At 67.1% G+C, this 15,820-nt stretch carries 16 protein-coding genes; 9 read left to right on the forward strand and 7 right to left on the reverse strand.

Annotation, left to right across the window (positions count from 1 at the left end):
• Positions 1–61 precede the first annotated feature (61 nt).
• Entirely contained in the window at positions 62–448 is a 387-nt protein-coding gene (locus ACFRAU_RS23690) for a DUF1844 domain-containing protein (RefSeq protein ID WP_377997171.1), read from the reverse strand.
• A 383-nt stretch (positions 449–831) separates the two neighbouring features.
• Here ACFRAU_RS23690 and infC point away from each other — a divergent pair, with 383 nt between their 5' ends.
• The 4 genes from infC to ACFRAU_RS23710 all read left to right on the forward strand — a co-directional run bounded on the left by infC (position 832) and on the right by ACFRAU_RS23710 (position 3,757).
• Positions 832–1,923 carry a translation initiation factor IF-3 gene (gene infC / locus ACFRAU_RS23695; RefSeq protein ID WP_378001722.1) on the forward strand — a complete coding sequence of 364 codons (1,092 nt, stop codon included), beginning with the start codon at positions 832–834 and terminating at the stop codon, positions 1,921–1,923.
• Between the two features lie 117 nt (positions 1,924–2,040).
• Entirely contained in the window at positions 2,041–2,235 is a 195-nt protein-coding gene (rpmI, locus tag ACFRAU_RS23700; RefSeq protein ID WP_003798720.1) for a 50S ribosomal protein L35, read from the forward strand.
• Between the two features lie 116 nt (positions 2,236–2,351).
• Positions 2,352–2,807: a 50S ribosomal protein L20 gene (gene rplT / locus ACFRAU_RS23705; RefSeq protein ID WP_314195606.1), complete on the forward strand. Its 456-nt coding sequence runs from the start codon at positions 2,352–2,354 to the stop codon at positions 2,805–2,807.
• 53 nt (positions 2,808–2,860) lie between these two features.
• Positions 2,861–3,757, forward strand: coding sequence for a TrmH family RNA methyltransferase (locus ACFRAU_RS23710; RefSeq protein WP_378001723.1), 897 nt, complete (start codon positions 2,861–2,863; stop codon positions 3,755–3,757).
• 231 nt (positions 3,758–3,988) lie between these two features.
• Here ACFRAU_RS23710 and ACFRAU_RS23715 read toward each other — a convergent pair whose 3' ends face one another.
• Entirely contained in the window at positions 3,989–4,264 is a 276-nt protein-coding gene (locus ACFRAU_RS23715; RefSeq protein WP_377997168.1) for a GlsB/YeaQ/YmgE family stress response membrane protein, read from the reverse strand.
• Between the two features lie 230 nt (positions 4,265–4,494).
• Here ACFRAU_RS23715 and ACFRAU_RS23720 point away from each other — a divergent pair, with 230 nt between their 5' ends.
• Positions 4,495–5,448 (forward strand): cation diffusion facilitator family transporter, encoded by a 954-nt coding sequence (locus ACFRAU_RS23720; protein ID WP_378001724.1) that lies wholly within the window; start codon positions 4,495–4,497, stop codon positions 5,446–5,448.
• A 91-nt stretch (positions 5,449–5,539) separates the two neighbouring features.
• On the opposite strand, the gene ACFRAU_RS23725 is transcribed toward ACFRAU_RS23720, so the two are convergent.
• Entirely contained in the window at positions 5,540–6,745 is a 1,206-nt protein-coding gene (locus tag ACFRAU_RS23725; protein WP_378001725.1) for an MFS transporter, read from the reverse strand.
• Positions 6,746–6,905: 160 nt separating this feature from the next.
• On the opposite strand from ACFRAU_RS23725, the gene ACFRAU_RS23730 reads away from it, so the two are divergent.
• Entirely contained in the window at positions 6,906–7,364 is a 459-nt protein-coding gene (locus tag ACFRAU_RS23730) for a (deoxy)nucleoside triphosphate pyrophosphohydrolase (protein ID WP_378001726.1), read from the forward strand.
• Between the two features lie 87 nt (positions 7,365–7,451).
• Here the strand turns inward: ACFRAU_RS23730 and ACFRAU_RS23735 are convergent, their stop codons facing one another.
• Positions 7,452–8,561, reverse strand: coding sequence for an Rv2578c family radical SAM protein (locus ACFRAU_RS23735; RefSeq protein WP_377997164.1), 1,110 nt, complete (start codon positions 8,559–8,561; stop codon positions 7,452–7,454).
• A gap of 82 nt (positions 8,562–8,643) precedes the next feature.
• On the opposite strand from ACFRAU_RS23735, the gene pcp reads away from it, so the two are divergent.
• The gene (gene pcp, locus ACFRAU_RS23740; protein ID WP_377997163.1) at positions 8,644–9,303 is read left to right on the forward strand and encodes a pyroglutamyl-peptidase I; all 660 of its coding nucleotides are present in this window, start codon (positions 8,644–8,646) and stop codon (positions 9,301–9,303) included.
• On the opposite strand, the gene ACFRAU_RS23745 is transcribed toward pcp, so the two are convergent.
• Positions 9,256–9,948 (reverse strand): SIMPL domain-containing protein, encoded by a 693-nt coding sequence (locus ACFRAU_RS23745; RefSeq protein WP_378001727.1) that lies wholly within the window; start codon positions 9,946–9,948, stop codon positions 9,256–9,258. The two genes, pcp and ACFRAU_RS23745, sit on opposite strands and share 48 nt — an antisense overlap.
• Entirely contained in the window at positions 9,941–10,420 is a 480-nt protein-coding gene (locus ACFRAU_RS23750) for a hypothetical protein (RefSeq protein WP_378001728.1), read from the reverse strand. Before ACFRAU_RS23750 ends, ACFRAU_RS23745 begins: the two co-directional genes overlap by 8 nt.
• Positions 10,421–10,716: 296 nt before the next feature.
• Here ACFRAU_RS23750 and pheS point away from each other — a divergent pair, with 296 nt between their 5' ends.
• The gene (gene pheS, locus ACFRAU_RS23755; protein WP_378001729.1) at positions 10,717–11,778 is read left to right on the forward strand and encodes a phenylalanine--tRNA ligase subunit alpha; all 1,062 of its coding nucleotides are present in this window, start codon (positions 10,717–10,719) and stop codon (positions 11,776–11,778) included.
• A 2-nt stretch (positions 11,779–11,780) separates the two neighbouring features.
• A complete protein-coding gene (gene pheT, locus ACFRAU_RS23760; RefSeq protein ID WP_378001730.1) occupies positions 11,781–14,324 on the forward strand; it encodes a phenylalanine--tRNA ligase subunit beta in 2,544 nt (847 codons plus the stop codon).
• Positions 14,325–14,424: 100 nt separating this feature from the next.
• On the opposite strand, the gene ACFRAU_RS23765 is transcribed toward pheT, so the two are convergent.
• On the reverse strand, positions 14,425–15,774 hold the full coding sequence (locus ACFRAU_RS23765) for a M1 family metallopeptidase (RefSeq protein ID WP_378001731.1): 1,350 nt from the start codon (positions 15,772–15,774) through the stop codon (positions 14,425–14,427).
• Positions 15,775–15,820: the final 46 nt, after the last annotated feature.

A 15,820-nucleotide genomic window follows, 5' to 3' on the forward strand; every position in this document is an offset into this window, starting at 1 on the left:
TACTCCCGCGGGGGGGGGGCGGCCCCCCCCGCCCCGCCCCACCGCCGTCGTACGTCAATCTTTAGTTCACCGCACCGGTGAACTTCTCACCGGGACCCTTGCCCGGGGGATCCGGGATGATGGATTCTTCGCGGAAGGCGAGCTGCAGGGACCGCAGGCCATCGCGCAACGGACCGGCATGCTGCGAACCGATCTCCGGGGCAGCGGCCGTCACCAGGCCGGCGAGGGCGGTGATGAGCTTGCGGGCCTCGTCCAGGTCCTTGAGCTCAGCGGCGTTCTCCTCAGCGGCCAGGCCGAGCTTCACGGCGGAGGCACTCATGAGGTGCACGGCGGCCGTGGTGATGACCTCAATCGCGGGAACTTCGGAGATGTCGCGGATTTGCTGCGTGACGTCCTCCCCGGCGCCGGGCGCCTGGTAGACGTGTGAATTGCTGTCTGGAGTGCTCATACTGGTAAGCTTGTCACAGACCGACTGGATGTCGTTATTTTGCCGTGGATGAGACCCACTGCCGCGAATGTGCGGTAAGCGGGTTTCTATCTGTAGAATTGATACTCAGTTTGCAAGCGGAGTTCTCTCCCACCCGCGTCAGCCGTTTTCCCTGGAAGGTTCAGGGCAGCAAGGTTGCCGGGTAACGGTCGGGCGGTTCACCGGGCAGAAGTGCGGTGGAGTGCGTGCGGTCCCTGCGGGGAGGTGCACATCCGATCTTCGAGGCCTTCGATTGCTCCGGCAATTGGGGGCCTTCTCTATTTTGCCGGTGGAACACCCATTACAAACACAGGAGCTTTAACATTAGCGAGCCAAGAATCAATGAGCGTATCCGCGTCCCTGAGGTGCGGCTGGTCGGCCCTGCCGGCGAACAGGTAGGGATCGTCCGTATCGAGGATGCCCTGCGTCTGGCTGCCGAGTCCGACCTGGATCTCGTTGAAGTTGCACCGCAGGCCAAGCCTCCGGTGTGCAAGCTGATGGACTTCGGCAAGTACAAGTACGAAGCCGCAGTCAAGGCCCGTGAGGCCCGGAAGAACCAGACCAACACGGTTCTGAAGGAAATCCGGTTCCGCCTGAAGATCGACACCCACGACTACGAGACCAAGCGCGGCCATGCCCTGCGGTTCCTCGGAGCCGGGGACAAGGTCAAGGCCATGATCCAGTTCCGCGGCCGTGAGCAGCAGCGTCCCGAAATGGGCCTGCGCCTCCTGCAGCGTTTCGCTGAGGACGTGTCTGAAGTTGGTGTCGTGGAGTCAAGCCCGCGCATCGACGGCCGCAACATGGTCATGGTGATCGGCCCGCTGAAGAACAAGGCCGAGGCGAAGGCCGAAGCCCGCCGTGCGACGCAGCGTGCCGAAGCCAGGGCGCAGAACGAAGCCAAGGCTGCCGGCCGCGTCGACACGTCAGGTGACGATCAGGCACCGCTGACGCAGTCGTTGGCCGACCTCCTCCCGGAGGGCTTCAAGGTTTCTGCGGACACGGCTGCCGACGAGGCAACGGCAACGCAGGAAGCCCCGGCTGTTGAGGCCGAGGCCGCTCAGGCTCCGGCTGCAGAGGCCCAGGCTGCTGAGACGGAGGCAGCTCCGGCGGCCGAAGCCCCCGCAGCTGTTGCTCCCGCCGCCGAAGCTCAGGCTGCGGCACCTGCCGAGGCTCCCGCCGGGCCCAAGGCTGCTGCCCCGAAGGCCGCTGCACCGAAGGCTTCGGCCCCGAAGGCTGCTGCCCCTGCCGTTGCGGCGGAACCTGTGGCCCCGAAGGCTGCCGCCCCGGCACCTGCGCCGAAGGCTCCGCAGGCCGAGACGCCTGCCCCGGCAGCGCCGAGGCCTGCAGCTGTACCTGCCCCGCCGAAGCCGGTGGCCAGGCCCGCTGCGCCGAAGCCGGTGGCACGTCCTGCTGCGCCCCGGCCCACGCCGAAGCCGGCAGGCAAGAAGACCAACTAGTTCGAAACTGCGGAAGGCATCGCCTTCAGGCAGCCAGCAACCAGCACGCCGTCCCCCGGGGCGGCTGCGCGAAAGACTGCAGACATGGTCTGCGGATACGTTAGGAGATCGGTTCCCATGCCGAAGATGAAAACCCACAGTGGTGCTAAGAAGCGCTTCAAGCTGACCGGTACCGGCAAGCTGCGCCGCCAGCAGGCCAACCGCCGCCACTACCTGGAGCACAAGTCCAGCCGCCTGACCCGCCGCCTCGCCGGCGACAAGATCGTCTTCAAGGGCGACGCCAAGGTCATCCGGAAGATGCTCGGCATCTAGTTCCAAGCTCTTAGGTTGCCGCCATCAGGCAGCAACCACCCACCAATAAGCCTTCTCAGGCCAGCCGGATCACCGGCGAAAGATGCTTGGGACAAGAATTTTGAAGGAGTACGCACGTGGCACGTGTGAAGCGGGCGGTAAATGCCCACAAGAAGCGCCGGGTTGTCCTCGAACGCGCCAAAGGTTACCGTGGGCAGCGCTCACGCCTGTACCGCAAGGCGAAAGAACAGCTGCTGCACTCGTTTGTGTACAGCTACGGCGACCGCAAGAAGAAGAAGGGCGACTTCCGCCGCCTGTGGATCCAGCGCATCAACGCTGCATCCCGCGCCAACGGCCTGACCTACAACCGCCTGATCCAGGGCCTGAAGGCTGCTGAGGTTGAGGTTGACCGCCGCATGCTGGCCGAGCTCGCCGTTTCCGACGCCAACGCTTTCGCTGCGCTGGTCCAGGTTGCCAAGGACTCCCTGCCTGCAGACACCTCCGCTCCGGCCGCCAAGGCTGAGGCTGCACCGAAGGCCAAGGCTACCCGCGCACGCGCTGCGAAGAAGCCGGCCGCTGCAGCTGCTGAGTAAGCAGACAGCTCCCAGTTCAAGGACCGGTGGCCACAGCCACTAAGGTTTCTTATATGAACGAAACCGGGCGCCCGCAAGACTTTCCACTCTCCAATCCCCGAGCAGATCGGGTCAGGGACGTGGCAAAGCTTGCAGGGCGCCCGGCCCGTTTAAAGCGCCGGCAGTTCCTGGCCGAAGGCCCCCAGGCGGTTCGCGAAGCCCTGGTGCTCCACGGCAAGCGGGTCGCGGCGGGCCAGCCGGGCATAGTCCGCGAGGTGTATGCCAGTGAGGCCTGCCTGGACCGGTACCCCGAGTTCGAGGAACTGGCCGCGGGTACCAGCGCCCGGCTCGCCACGGACGATGTCCTGGCCGCCATGGCGGACACCGTCACGCCGCAGGGGATCGTTGCGGTGTGTGATTTCGTGGACGTCGCCCTGGCGGACGTGCTCGACGCCGGACCCCGGCTCATTGCCGTGCTCTGCCAGGTCCGCGACCCGGGTAACGCCGGTACTGTGCTTCGGGCTGCGGACGCAGCCGGAGCCGACGCCGTGGTCCTGACCGGTTCCAGTGTGGACATCTACAACCCCAAGGCGGTCCGGTCGACTGCCGGATCCCTGTTTCACCTGCCCGTGGTCCTCGGCGCCAACGTCAGTGAGCTGGTGGCGCTGTGCAAGGACCGGGGGATAGGCGTGCTCGCCGCGGACGGCTATGGGCAGCTGAACCTTGACCGGCTGCAGGACGAGAACGCCGCACGCAGGCTTGGCGCCTCGGCCGCTGGCTCGGACTACGCACTGGAGAACCCCACGGCCTGGCTTTTCGGCAACGAAGCCCAGGGCCTCTCCGACGACGAGCTCGCGCTTGCCGACCATCGCGTGGCCGTGCCCGTATATGGCGCCGCGGAGAGCCTCAATCTTGGAACCGCCGCCACCGTCTGCCTCTACGCCAGTGCGAGGTCCCAGCAGCCCGCCTAGGACGCTGGAGATTTTGTCCAGATATCGGCCGCAGAAGGCACATCTAGTCGCGATATCTGGACAAAAACTCCACTCGCAGGCTGGGCCGGGCGTCATACAGGAAGCCGTCGCCCAAGAAGCCGTCGTACAAGAAAGAGCGGGGCCCACCGTGCTGGTGGGGCCCCGCTCCTGTCTGTTTTGTCTGTTATGGGCCTGGGCTTGTCGAGGCCCAGTGCCTGCGCGCCTGGCCTGTTATGGTGCCCGGGTGCTCCGGTTGCGGCCGGTGATGGCGCCGTAGATACCGGCGACTACGAGACCGCCGATGATGGCGAGGATCCAGGTGCCAAGGTCGAAGAACGCCAGGTCACCCTTGCCGAAGAGAAGGCTGCCGATCCAGCCGCCAACGATGGCGCCAACGACGCCCAGAACCAGGCTGGTGACCCAGCCGCCGCCGACCCGTCCGGGCATGACGGCTTTAACAATTGCGCCTACGATCAGGCCGAGAATAATCCAAGCAAGAAAACCCATTGTCTGCTCCTTCATATTCGTCGGGATCGATTCTTATCAGTCCCGATATGGCTTCAAGCTAACACAGCGCGCGTTTCTTTGTCAGCAGGCTTACTTTTGGCTTTTCGTGGCGTCCGGAGGCTGTGTGCGGTGTCTGTTCCGGGCCGGGCGGGTACGGTATTTACTAGATGGCGGTTCCATCCCGCCCTGTCCCATCCGTTGAAATTTCCACGTGAAGAGGTGAGCCTCCCTTGGCTGCAAATGGCGGTACCAAGGCGATTGTCGCGGCGCTGGCCGCCAACCTGACCATCGCCGTCCTGAAGTTCGTCGCGTTCCTGCTGACAAGCTCCTCATCGATGCTGGCTGAGGCCATCCACTCTGTCGCCGACTCGGGTAACCAGATTCTGCTGCTGGTGGGCGGGAAGCGTGCCCAGCGGGCAGCCAGCCCGGAGCACCCGTTCGGCTACGGACGGGAACGGTACATTTATGCGTTCATCGTTTCCATCGTGCTCTTCAGCGTCGGCGGCCTGTTCGCGCTGTATGAGGCATGGGAAAAGATCCAGCACCCGCACGCCATTGAAGGCGACTTCTGGTGGGTGCCGCTGGCCGTGCTGGTGGGGGCCATTATCGCTGAGGGATTCTCGTTCCGGACGGCGATCACCGAAGCCAACCATATCCGCGGCAGCCAGGGCTGGATCAGTTTTGTGCGGACCGCCAAGCAGCCCGAGCTTCCAGTGATCCTGCTCGAGGACTTCGGCGCGCTGCTGGGCCTGGTGTTCGCCCTGTTCGGAGTGGGGCTGACCCTGCTGACGGGCGACGGCATCTGGGACGGGATCGGAACCGGCATGATTGGCCTGCTGCTCGTGGCGATTGCCGTGATCCTGGCGATGGAGACCAAGTCGCTGCTGCTTGGGGAGTCGGCCACCAAGGAGGACGTCGGCCGTATCCGGCGCGCCATCGAAGCGGACGGCACAGCCATCATCCACCTCAAGACCCTGCACCTGGGCCCGGAGGAGCTGCTGGTGGCCGCCAAGATCAGCGTGGAGGCCGGCGACTCCGGGCTGGATATAGCCAAGGCCATTGACGACGCCGAAGCCCGGATCCGCTCGGCAGTTCCCATCGCGCGGGTCATCTACCTGGAGCCCGACATCCGCCGCGCACAGGTGGCCAGCGGGCCCGCCCTTGCGGGCGACTCCGGCGCGTAGCTGATTGCCATAGAAAGCTGGGCCGCTGGCGCTGAGCCTCCGGAGCCGCCGGCTTCGTGACTGTTCTGGGCCGCTGGCTCCGTGACTCCTGTTACGGGGCCAGCGGCTTTTTGCGTTCCAGCAGACCGCTGAGCAGGGCCACGATCAGGCCGAGAACGGCCAGGACCGCACCTACCAGGGCGGGCGCAACGTAACCCCAGCCCCAGGAGATCGCGACGCCGCCGAGGAAGGCGCCCAGGGCGTTGGCCACGTTCAGTGCTGCGTGGTTGAGTGAGGACGCCAGCGACGGCGCGTCGGGAGACGCGTCCAGCAGCCGGGTCTGCAGGGCCGGGACGAGCATGGACCCGGCGCCGCCCACCACGAACACCATGACGAAAGCTGACCACGGCCAGTGCACGGCCACGGCGTACACCACCAGTGCGACGGCGATTCCCGGCAGGACGCGGTAGATCGTCCCCATCACGGACTTGTCCGCGATCCGGCCACCGACGATGTTGCCCGCCACCATGCCCAGTCCGTACAAGGCCACCACGAACGGCAGCAGGGCGGCAGGGATTCCGGCAACGGAGGTCATGGTGTGGGAGATGTAGGTGTACGTGGCGAAGAACCCGCCGAAGCCCACGATGCCGATGAGGATCGCCAGCCAGACCTGCGCCCGCTTCAGCGCGCCGAGCTCCCTGCGGATGCTGGCGTCAGCGTGCGCCTTTTGGAAGGGAACGAATTTCCAGATAAGCGCCAGGGTCACCAGACCCAGCACCCCCACGAGGACGAAGAGGAGCCGCCAGCCAAAGGTCTGGCCGAGCCAGGTGGCGAAGGGAACACCGACCACGTTGGCAACAGTGAGCCGCGCCATGACCATGGAAATGGCCCAGCCCCGCTTCGTCGGCGCCACCAGGGAAGCGGCGATCACGGCGGCAACACCAAAGAACGCACCGTGCGGCAGGCCGGCGGCGAACCGGGAGACCAGCATGCTCGCGTAATCGGGAGCGATGAACGAGGACAGGTTGGCAACGCTGAAGAACAGCATGAGGCCCAACGCGAGGAACTTGCGCGGCAGCTTCGCCCCGACGGCGGCAAGTACCGGCGCTCCCACGACGACGCCGAGGGCATAGGCAGAGATGAGATGGCCGGCTTCGGGAGTGCTGATCCGGAGTCCGACCTCGACCTCCTTGAGCAGCCCCATCATGGCGAACTCGGTGACCCCGATGCCGAAACCGCCCATGGCCAGGGCCAGGATGGCGGGGCCGACGCGCGTGGCGGCCTTGGGCGTGCGGGGAGCCTGGACAGTGGAAGTCATGTGCCTGCTTTTCGAAGGGAGTTACGGAGTAGGCCTCGTTGCCACTGATACGTCTGATTTTAACAAGATTCCCGGCAGGACGGATATTCCCGCCGGGAGAGGCTCCATCCGCGCCATGCGACGTGTGCCCTGTCACCCGGGCCCTCATTAGACTGGACCGGTGACTGAACTGATCAACGTCGTGGGCGGGGCCGTGCTGGACTCGCTCTCCGCTCCCTCCCGGCTTCTCGTGGCGCGCCGCACGGCGCCTCCGCAGTTTGCCGGCATGTGGGAATTCCCGGGCGGCAAAGTGGAACCGGGGGAAGCCCCCGAGAGTGCACTGCACCGGGAGCTCCGCGAGGAACTCGGCATCGGCGTCGTTCTTGGCGTGGAACTGGAGGCGCCCGGGCCGGCCGGCTGGCCCCTGAACGCCAAGGCCGCGATGCGGGTATGGCTCGCGGAAGTGGCCGACGGCGAACCTCGGCCCCTCGAAGATCATGATGAACTCCGCTGGGTCAGTATCCGCGAAGGCGACGAAGCCCTCAGCCTGCCATGGATCCCGGCCGACCTGCCGATTGTCCGGGCGCTGCTCGCCAGCGTCGCCGCAGCAAGCCGTGCAGGCTCTGTCCCGGGAAATTAACACCACCCTCCGCCGCTTTCCTCGTCCTGCCCTCCGCTTTATGGTGCGGACGCTTTGTGGTGGCTGCGCGGCCGCGGGGCTGCTGGCTTAGAACAGCGTGGGCTGGGACGACCGGGTTGGGTTGCCGTGGCCGTGCCGGCCTGCTGGGTGTTGCGGCAGGCTTCCCTCGGGATAGGCCGCTTCCTCGCCACGGGGATCGTCCGCCTGGTGATCGTCGACGTCCCGGTGGCTGAAACCGTGCGAGGCGGAGAAGCCGTGCCGGGCCTTGAAGAAACGGACCCTGCCGGCCAGCCAGATGCGGTACTCCTTGGAGGCATACGAGCCTGTGCCGTACAGCCTGCGGTAGCGGCCCACGAGTTCCGGATGCCGGGCGGCGATCCACTGCATGAACCATTCCCGGGTGCCCGGCTTCAGATACAGGGCTCCGGCCGTGACGCCGGTGGCACCCGCGGCCGCAAGCGAGGAAAACAGGGAGTCAAGTGCCTCGTCGCTGTCCGAGAGCCAGGGCAGGATGGGCATGGCCATCACCCCGCATGGCAGCCCGGCCTCGCGGAGCCTGGAAACGAGCTTGAGCCGGGCACGCGGTCCAGGCGTGCCGGGTTCGATGGCCTCGGAGAGCTGCTCGTCCGTCATGGCGAGCGAGATCCCGATGCCCACCGGCACCTGCGCGGCGGCATGCTTCAGGAGCGGAATGTCACGCGCCAGCAAAGTGCCCTTGGTCAGGATGGACAGCGGGGTCCCCGAATCGGCCAGCGCACCAATGATGCCGGGCATCAGCCGGTACCGGCCCTCGGCCCGCTGGTAGGGGTCCGTGTTGGTGCCCAGTGCAACCTGCTGCCGGTTCCAGGAGGGCTTGGCCAGCTCCTTGCGCAGCACCTCGGCCGCGTTGATCTTCACCACCACCTGGCTGTCAAAATCGAGCCCGGCGTCGAAGTCAAGGTAGGTGTGGCTCTTGCGGGCGAAGCAGTAGACGCAGGCATGGCTGCAGCCCCGGTACGGATTCACGGTCCATTCGAACGGCATCCGGGAGCCGGCTGGCACCTTGTTGAGCACCGATTTGGCGGTGACCTCATGAAAGGTGACGCCGGCGAACTCGGGCGTGGACACAGAGCGCACCAAGCCGGCCAAGGGCAGCAGCGGTGCCGTCCCCGGCATCTCTTCCTGTGCCGGTTTGAGTGCCTGCGCGTCCCATCTCATGACCACTATTCGAAGGTATGTTCGAACTTAAGTCAAGGTCCGCCGTCGGCGTTTCCTGCGGACCGGCGGCTACGCTGGGTCCATGATTCTGCTCACCGGCTTTGAACCTTTCGGCGGACAGCCGATGAATCCTTCGTGGACGGCTGCGCAGTCCGCGCGGGATCTGCTCCTGGCGGAAGGGCTCGACGTGGCGGCCGTGGAACTGCCGTGTGTTTTCGGCGCGGCCGGGAGTGTGCTGCGGAATGCCCTCGATGACCTGGAGCCGGAACTGGTGGTGTGCACCGGCCAGGCGGGAGGCCGCGGGCGCGTGTCGCTGGAAAGGGTTGCCATCAATTGCGATGACGCACCCATTCCGGACAATGACGGAAACCAGCCCGTGGACCGGCCAGTGGTCCAGGGCGCCCCGGCCGCGTATTTCACCTCGTTGCCGATCAAGGCGGCCTTGGTTGCCGTTGAAAAGGCGGGTATTCCCGCCGAGGTCTCACAGACGGCAGGAACGTACGTCTGCAACCACACTTTCTATGCGCTCATGCACGAGCTTGCGTCCCGTCCGGGCGTCCGTGGCGGATTCGTCCACGTTCCGTTCGCGCCGGACCAGGTGGAGCAGGGGAGCGGTGCCCCGTCACTGACTGTGGCCGCGATGGCGGAGGCCATTGCCGCCGTCGTCCGAACCTCGCTTAGCCGGCCATCCGGCCTAACCCAGCCCGCCGACACCGCGCTCGCCGCGGGCAGCATCCATTAGCAGCTCCCACTCAACCGTGACACTGGTGCTGACGCCGGACTCACCGGCTTCGACAGTCATGGAGTCGGCGGCGAAAGCCCGCTGTATCCCGCCCACCGGAACGGGCGCGGAGGGCACGGGGTGCTGCCGGACGGACACCACCTCACCCAGCCGGGCGCCCGCAAGCGCGGCCAGCTGGGATGCTGCCGCCAGCGCGTCGGCCCAGGCGGCATCGCGGGCCAGCGTCATCCCGGCTGCGGCATCGGCGAATCCGAGCTGCACGCCGTCCAGGCGCACGTCGTTGCCGCCTGCCTCGACGGCCGCGGCGATGACCTCGGCTCCCGCGGCGGGATCACGGAGCCGAACGCTGAGCATGCTGGATGCCACATAGCCGGTGATCTGTTGGCCCCGGCCCTCCTGCCAGACGACATCGGCGCGGATATTGAGCCCCGACGTCCTGATATCCCGGTTCTCCACGCCCCGGCCGCGCAGTGCGCCCGTTACGGCTGCGGATGCCTCGCCGGCGGCCGCGTAGGCATCACCGGCGCTGTCGCGCCGGCACTCCACGCCAACGGAGAGCGTCAGCAAGTCCGGTGCGGCCTCGGCTGTTCCGGATCCCGTGACCGTGACGGTGCGGGCTTCCGCCGGGCCCGCGGGGTCACGCATGCCCGCGCCTCCGGCCATACACCCGCCTCCGGCCAAACCCACGCTTCCGATCATGGAGCCTTCGGTCCACATAGCCGCCGGCCGCCAGGCCGGCATGCCGCTCGAAAGGATTTCCCGACGCCGGATCGCCGTACCGCACGGCCGACCAGGCTGCGGCCGCGAAGTAGAACAGCAGGAAGGGCAGCCCCAGGCACCATGCGTACTGCGTGCTGTGACGCTCTTCGTGGCTCAAGAGCACACGGCCGGTCAAAGCGGTGTCCGCGTCTGCGCGGAAGATGACCACGTTGCCCACGGTAAAAGCGCCAGCCAACGGCAGCCGCCAGCGGTAACCGGTGGCGACAATCAGGCCGCGGGGACCCCGGAAAGTCCTGGTGCCGGCCAGCCTGGCCAGCACCAGCCCCAGCGGCGTGGAGGCATTCAGCACGTTGGCGAGTTGCCTCAGTCGCTGTCTTTGCGTCAGGGGGCCACTCATTCGGGGCCTCTCGTTCGGCGGCCTTGCATCATGAAGCCATGCTAGCCGCAGGCGCCGGAGCAATACAGGCGCCCCCGGCGCCCGCTGTCAATTAGCCCGGCGCTGTCAATTAGACTGGGAACAGTGCCTGCCGGCCACTCGCCGGCGAGCCTGCCCTTGTCCGTGGATGGCGTCTTTGGATGGCGTCCCTGGATGACTTTTCTGCAATGAAGTGCCAGCGACGGACGCGCGGCCGGGGAAACCGGCGCGGCTGCACCGGCCGCTGGCATCACCCGACTCGTAGCTAAGAACAGTAGATGACTGAAACTTTGCCGGGCGCCGCCGTCCCGAACCCTCTGGATGAAGCCGCCATCAACGCCGCCGTGGAGCTGGCCGTCGCCGCCATTGCCGGTGCCTCCACGCTCGATGAACTCAAGGCAGTCCGCCTCGCCCACACCGGCGAGAAGTCGCCGCTCAGCCTGGCCAACCGTGAGATCGGCAGCCTGCCCAAGGACCAGAAGGCTGCCGCCGGCAAGCTGATGGGTTCCTCGCGCGGACGTGTTAACAAGGCGCTCGCGGACCGTACCGCCGAGCTCGAAGCGGAAAACGATGCCCGCATCCTGGTTGAGGAGACCGTGGATGTCACGGCAGCCCCGCGCCGCCGCCGGGCCGGAGCCCGGCACCCGTTGTCCACGCTGCAGGACCGCGTGGCGGACATCTTCGTGGGCATGGGCTGGGAAATCGCCGAAGGCCCCGAGGTGGAATCCGAATGGTTCAACTTCGACGCACTGAACTTCAAACCGGACCACCCGGCCCGCGAAATGCAGGACACGTTCTTCGTGGAGCCGCCCGAGGCCCACCTGCTGATGCGCACCCACACCTCGCCGGTGCAGGTCCGTTCCATGCTGGAGCGTGACGTGCCCATGTACGTGCTGTGCCCGGGCAAGGTGTTCCGCACCGATGAACTCGATGCCACCCACACCCCGGTGTTCCACCAGTTCGAGGGCCTGGCCATCGACAAGAAGCTGAGCATGGCTGACCTCCGCGGAACCCTGGAGCACTTCGCCCGCCAGATGTTCGGCGACGAAGCGCAGATCCGGCTGCGCCCCAACTACTTCCCGTTCACCGAGCCATCCGCCGAACTGGACATCTTCCACCCCGGCGCCAAGGGCGGCCCGCGCTGGATCGAATGGGGCGGCTGCGGCATGGTCAACCCCAACGTCCTGCGGGCCGCCGGCATCGATCCGGACGTCTATTCAGGCTTTGCCTTCGGCATGGGCATCGAGCGGACGCTCATGTTCCGCAACGAGGTCGGCGACATGCGCGACATGATCGAGGGCGATGTACGTTTCAGCGAGCACTTCGGGATGGAGATCTAACAGTGCGTATCCCACTTTCCTGGCTGCGTGAATTCGCGCAGGTACCGGCCGGAGCCACGGCCGAAGACGTCATGGCCGAACTGGTCAAGGTCGGCTTTGAAGAGGAAGCGGTCCACCGCCCCACGGACACCCTGCGCGGGCCTGTGGTGGTGGGCCAGGTCCTGAGCCTGGTCAAGGAACCGCAGTCCAACGGCAAGACCATCAACTGGTGCCAGGTCCGCGTCGTCCCCGAGGGACAGGAACAGAGCCTCACCGGCGAGGGCATCGACCCCTCCGGCGTTCAGGGCATCATCTGCGGTGCCCACAACTTCGTGGAAGGCGACAAGGTGGTGGTCACACTTCCGGGCGCCGTCCTGCCCGGCGACTTCCACATCTCGGCACGGAAGACCTACGGCCACCTGTCCGCGGGCATGATCGCCTCCGTCCGCGAACTGGGGATCGGCGAGGACCACGACGGCATCCTGGTGCTTTCCCGGATCGGCCTGGATCCCGAGATCGGTACCGACGCCATGGAACTCCTGGGTCTTTACGACCAGGCCGCCGAAATCAATGTGACGCCGGACCGCGGCTACGCCTTCTCGATCCGCGGCGCGGCGCGCGAATACGCCCACGCCACCGGCACGGTGTTCACCGATCCCGCGTCGAAAGTCAACGCCCCGGCCGTCCTCTCCGGCGGCTACGGCGTCAAGATCAACGACGACGCGCCCATCTACGGCAAGCCCGGCTGCGACCGCTTCGTGGCGCGCACCGTCCGCGGCGTCGACGCCACCAGGCCCACGCCGCCGTGGATGACTTCCAGGCTTCGGTTGGCTGGAATCCGGTCGATCTCCCTGCCGGTGGACATCTCGAACTACGTGATGCTCGAACTCGGCCAGCCGCTGCACTTCTACGACCAGGACAAGCTGTCCGGCGACATCGTGGTGCGCCGCGCCGTGCCGGGGGAGAAGCTGACCACGCTCGACGGCAAGGAGCGCTCGCTCGACGCCGAGGACCTGCTGATCACCGACGCCTCAGGCCCCATCGGCGTCGCCGGCGTCATGGGCGGCGCGTCCACCGAGGTCTCCGACGCCACCACGGCTGTCCTGATCGAGGCGGCCCACTTCGAGGAAGTGTCCATCGCCCGCTCGCGCCGGCGCCACAAGCTCCCGTCCGAGGCTTCCAAGCGCTTCGAGCGCGGCGTTGACTGGCAGGTCGCCAACATCGCGGCCCAGCGCGCCGTCGACCTTCTCGTGGAACTGGCGGGCGGGACGGCCGATGAGGCCGGCACCGACGTCGGAACCGCGCCGGACCCGGTGACCATCGCGCTGCCGGCGGAATTCGCCGCCGCCCGGATCGGCATCGACTTCACCGAAGAGCAGATCGTCACGTCCCTCGAGGACCTCGGCGCTGTCCTCGAAAAGACCGACGCCGGCTGGACCGTCACGGCGCCGAGCTGGCGGAACGACCTGGAAACCAAGGAGGACCTCTCCGAGGAGGTCGCCCGCCTGGTTGGCTACGACCAGATCCCCGCGACCCTGCCGGTGGCGCCCCCCGGCCGCGGCCTGACCCGCGTGCAGCAGCAGCGCCGCCGCCTGGTCCAGGCGCTGGCGGACGCCGGCCTGACCGAGGTCCTGGCCTACCCCTTCGTGTCGAAGGCTGCCAACGAGACGTTTGGCGTGGCCGAGGAAGGTTCGCCCCGGACTGCGGTCAAGCTCGCCAACCCGATCAGCGAAGAGCACGGCTACCTGCGCACTTCGGTGCTCCCGGGCCTGCTGGAGGTCGCCAAGCGCAACCACTCCCGCGGCTTCCGCGACCTTGCCGTCTTCGAAGCCGGCATGGTGTTCCTGCCCGGTGCCACCCTGGGCACGCCGTCCATTCCTCCGCTGGGCGTCAAGCCCTCCGATGAGGTGCTGGACGCGCTGTACGACGGCGTTCCGGACCAGCCGCTGCACGTCGCCGCCGTCCTGACCGGCCATGACTCGCCCGCCGCGGCCGGCCACGCCCCGCGGCTGTGGGACTGGGCGGACGCGCTGGACATCGCCCGCCTGGCCGGTGACGTCCTCGGTGTGGAGCTCGTGGTCACCCAGGGCCGGCACCAGGCCTTCCACCCCGGCCGCGCCGCGCAGCTTTCGCTGCGCTCCGGCGAGGTCGTGGGGTACGCCGGCGAACTCCACCCCAAGCTCCTGGCCGCGCACGACGTGCCCGCGCGGTCCGTTGCGCTGGAACTGAACGCGGACGCCCTGTTCGAGGCGGCGGCCGACGTCGTGGTGGCCCGCCACATCTCCACCTTCCCGGTGGCCACGCAGGACGTGGCCCTCGTGGTGCCGCAGGACGTCCCCGCCGACGACGTGCTGGCCGCGCTGCGCGAAGGCGCCGGCGAGCTGCTCGAGGACGTCGCCCTGTTCGACGTCTACGCGGGCAAGGGGATCGAGGACGGCAAGAAGTCCCTCGCCTTCGGCCTGCGGTTCCGCGCCACCGACCGGACCCTTACGGCGGACGAGGCATCGGAGGCGCGGGAGCGCGCCGTCGCCACCGCGGCCGAGCGGTTTGGTGCCGTCCAGCGGTAAGCGTGCAGATGAACCTGTCCAGCGCTAGCTGGCCATAAAGAAAGACCACGCCAAACGGCGTGGTCTTTCTTTATGCCCGAAAACCAAATGCCGGACGCAATTACGGCAGCGGCGGCAGGGCTTCCTCGTAGAGCCAGGGATGCAGCAGCGATTCCGAGTCCAGTCCGGTGACCCGGTCGGCCGTGAGGATGAACTCGGGCGTCGACACGGAACTGTGGGCATGTGTCCGGGTCCATTCCTGCAGCAGCGCGAAGAAGGCGAGGTCGCCGCAGCGGCGGCGCAGTGCGTGCAGGGCCAGTGCTCCGCGTTTGTAGACCCTGTCGTCGAACATCAGCTCGGGTCCGGGATCACCCACCAGAAGGTCCTGCGCGTCTGCGCTGAGCCGCCGCCAGGCCGCACGCGCCCGCTCGTGGGCGGGCATCACCCCGGCCTCCTCGGACCAGATCCATTCCGCGTAGCAGGCGAACCCCTCGTGCAGCCAGATGTCGCTCCATGTGCCGAGCGTTAGCGAGTTCCCGAACCACTGGTGGGCCAGTTCATGCGCGATCAGACGCTGTGACTCCCAGCCGGCATCAAGGTGGTTGCGGCCCAGGATGGACAGCGACTGGGCCTCGAGCGGAATTTCGAGGGCATCGTCGGTGACCACCACCGTGTATTCGGGGAATGGATACGGGCCGAAGCGGCTCACAAACGTGCTCATCATGGCCTCCTGCCGGTCCAGCGCTGTCTCAGCCCGGGCCACCAGGTGCGCCGGTGCCGCAACGAACTGGGGCACGCCGGCCGAGTCCGGCAGGCTCACCAGCCCGTACCGGCCGATCTGGATGGTGGCCAGGTACGTGGCCATCGGTTCGCGCTGCTCGAAGACCCAGGTCTGGCGGCTCGACCTCACGGCCTGCCCGACGAGGAGCCCGTTGCACACGGCGCGGTAACCGGCGTCCGTGGTGACGGTGATCCGGTAACTGGCCTTGTTCCGTGGGTGGTCGTTGCACGGGAACCAGGACGGCGCTCCGTTGGGCTGGCCGGCCACGAGGACACCGTCGGTGAGCTCCTCCCAGCCCACCTCGCCCCACAGTCCCCGCCGCGGCTGCGGGTTGCCGTCATAGCGGATCTCGAGGCTGAATTCGGAGCCCGCCTCGAGGGGCTGCCCGCAGTGCACTACGAGCTGTTCCGCCCGCTGGGTGAACTTCCGGACCCGGGCCCCGTTCAGCTGCACCTTCAGAGCGCGGAGTCCGGTCATATCGAGTACGACGGCGGACGTGCGGCGTGCCGCCACAGCGGTCAGTACGGCACGGCCGGCCAGCCGGTTGCTGGCGAGCCTGTAGTCGAGCTCGAGGTCATAGTGCAGGACGCGGTAGGCATCCGTTCCGTGGCCCGGGACGTAGGGGTCGCCGGTGGCCGTGGCGCCGGCGGAGAGGACGGCGGCCGGGCCGGGCGATTCTCCGGAGCTCATTCTGCGTGTGACTTCCTTAGCTGGGGCGGAGCCGCTGCGGGCGGTG

The sequence above is a fragment of the Arthrobacter sp. NPDC056691 genome, from assembly GCF_042791415.1.
Classification (GTDB): Bacteria; Actinomycetota; Actinomycetes; order Actinomycetales; family Micrococcaceae; genus Arthrobacter.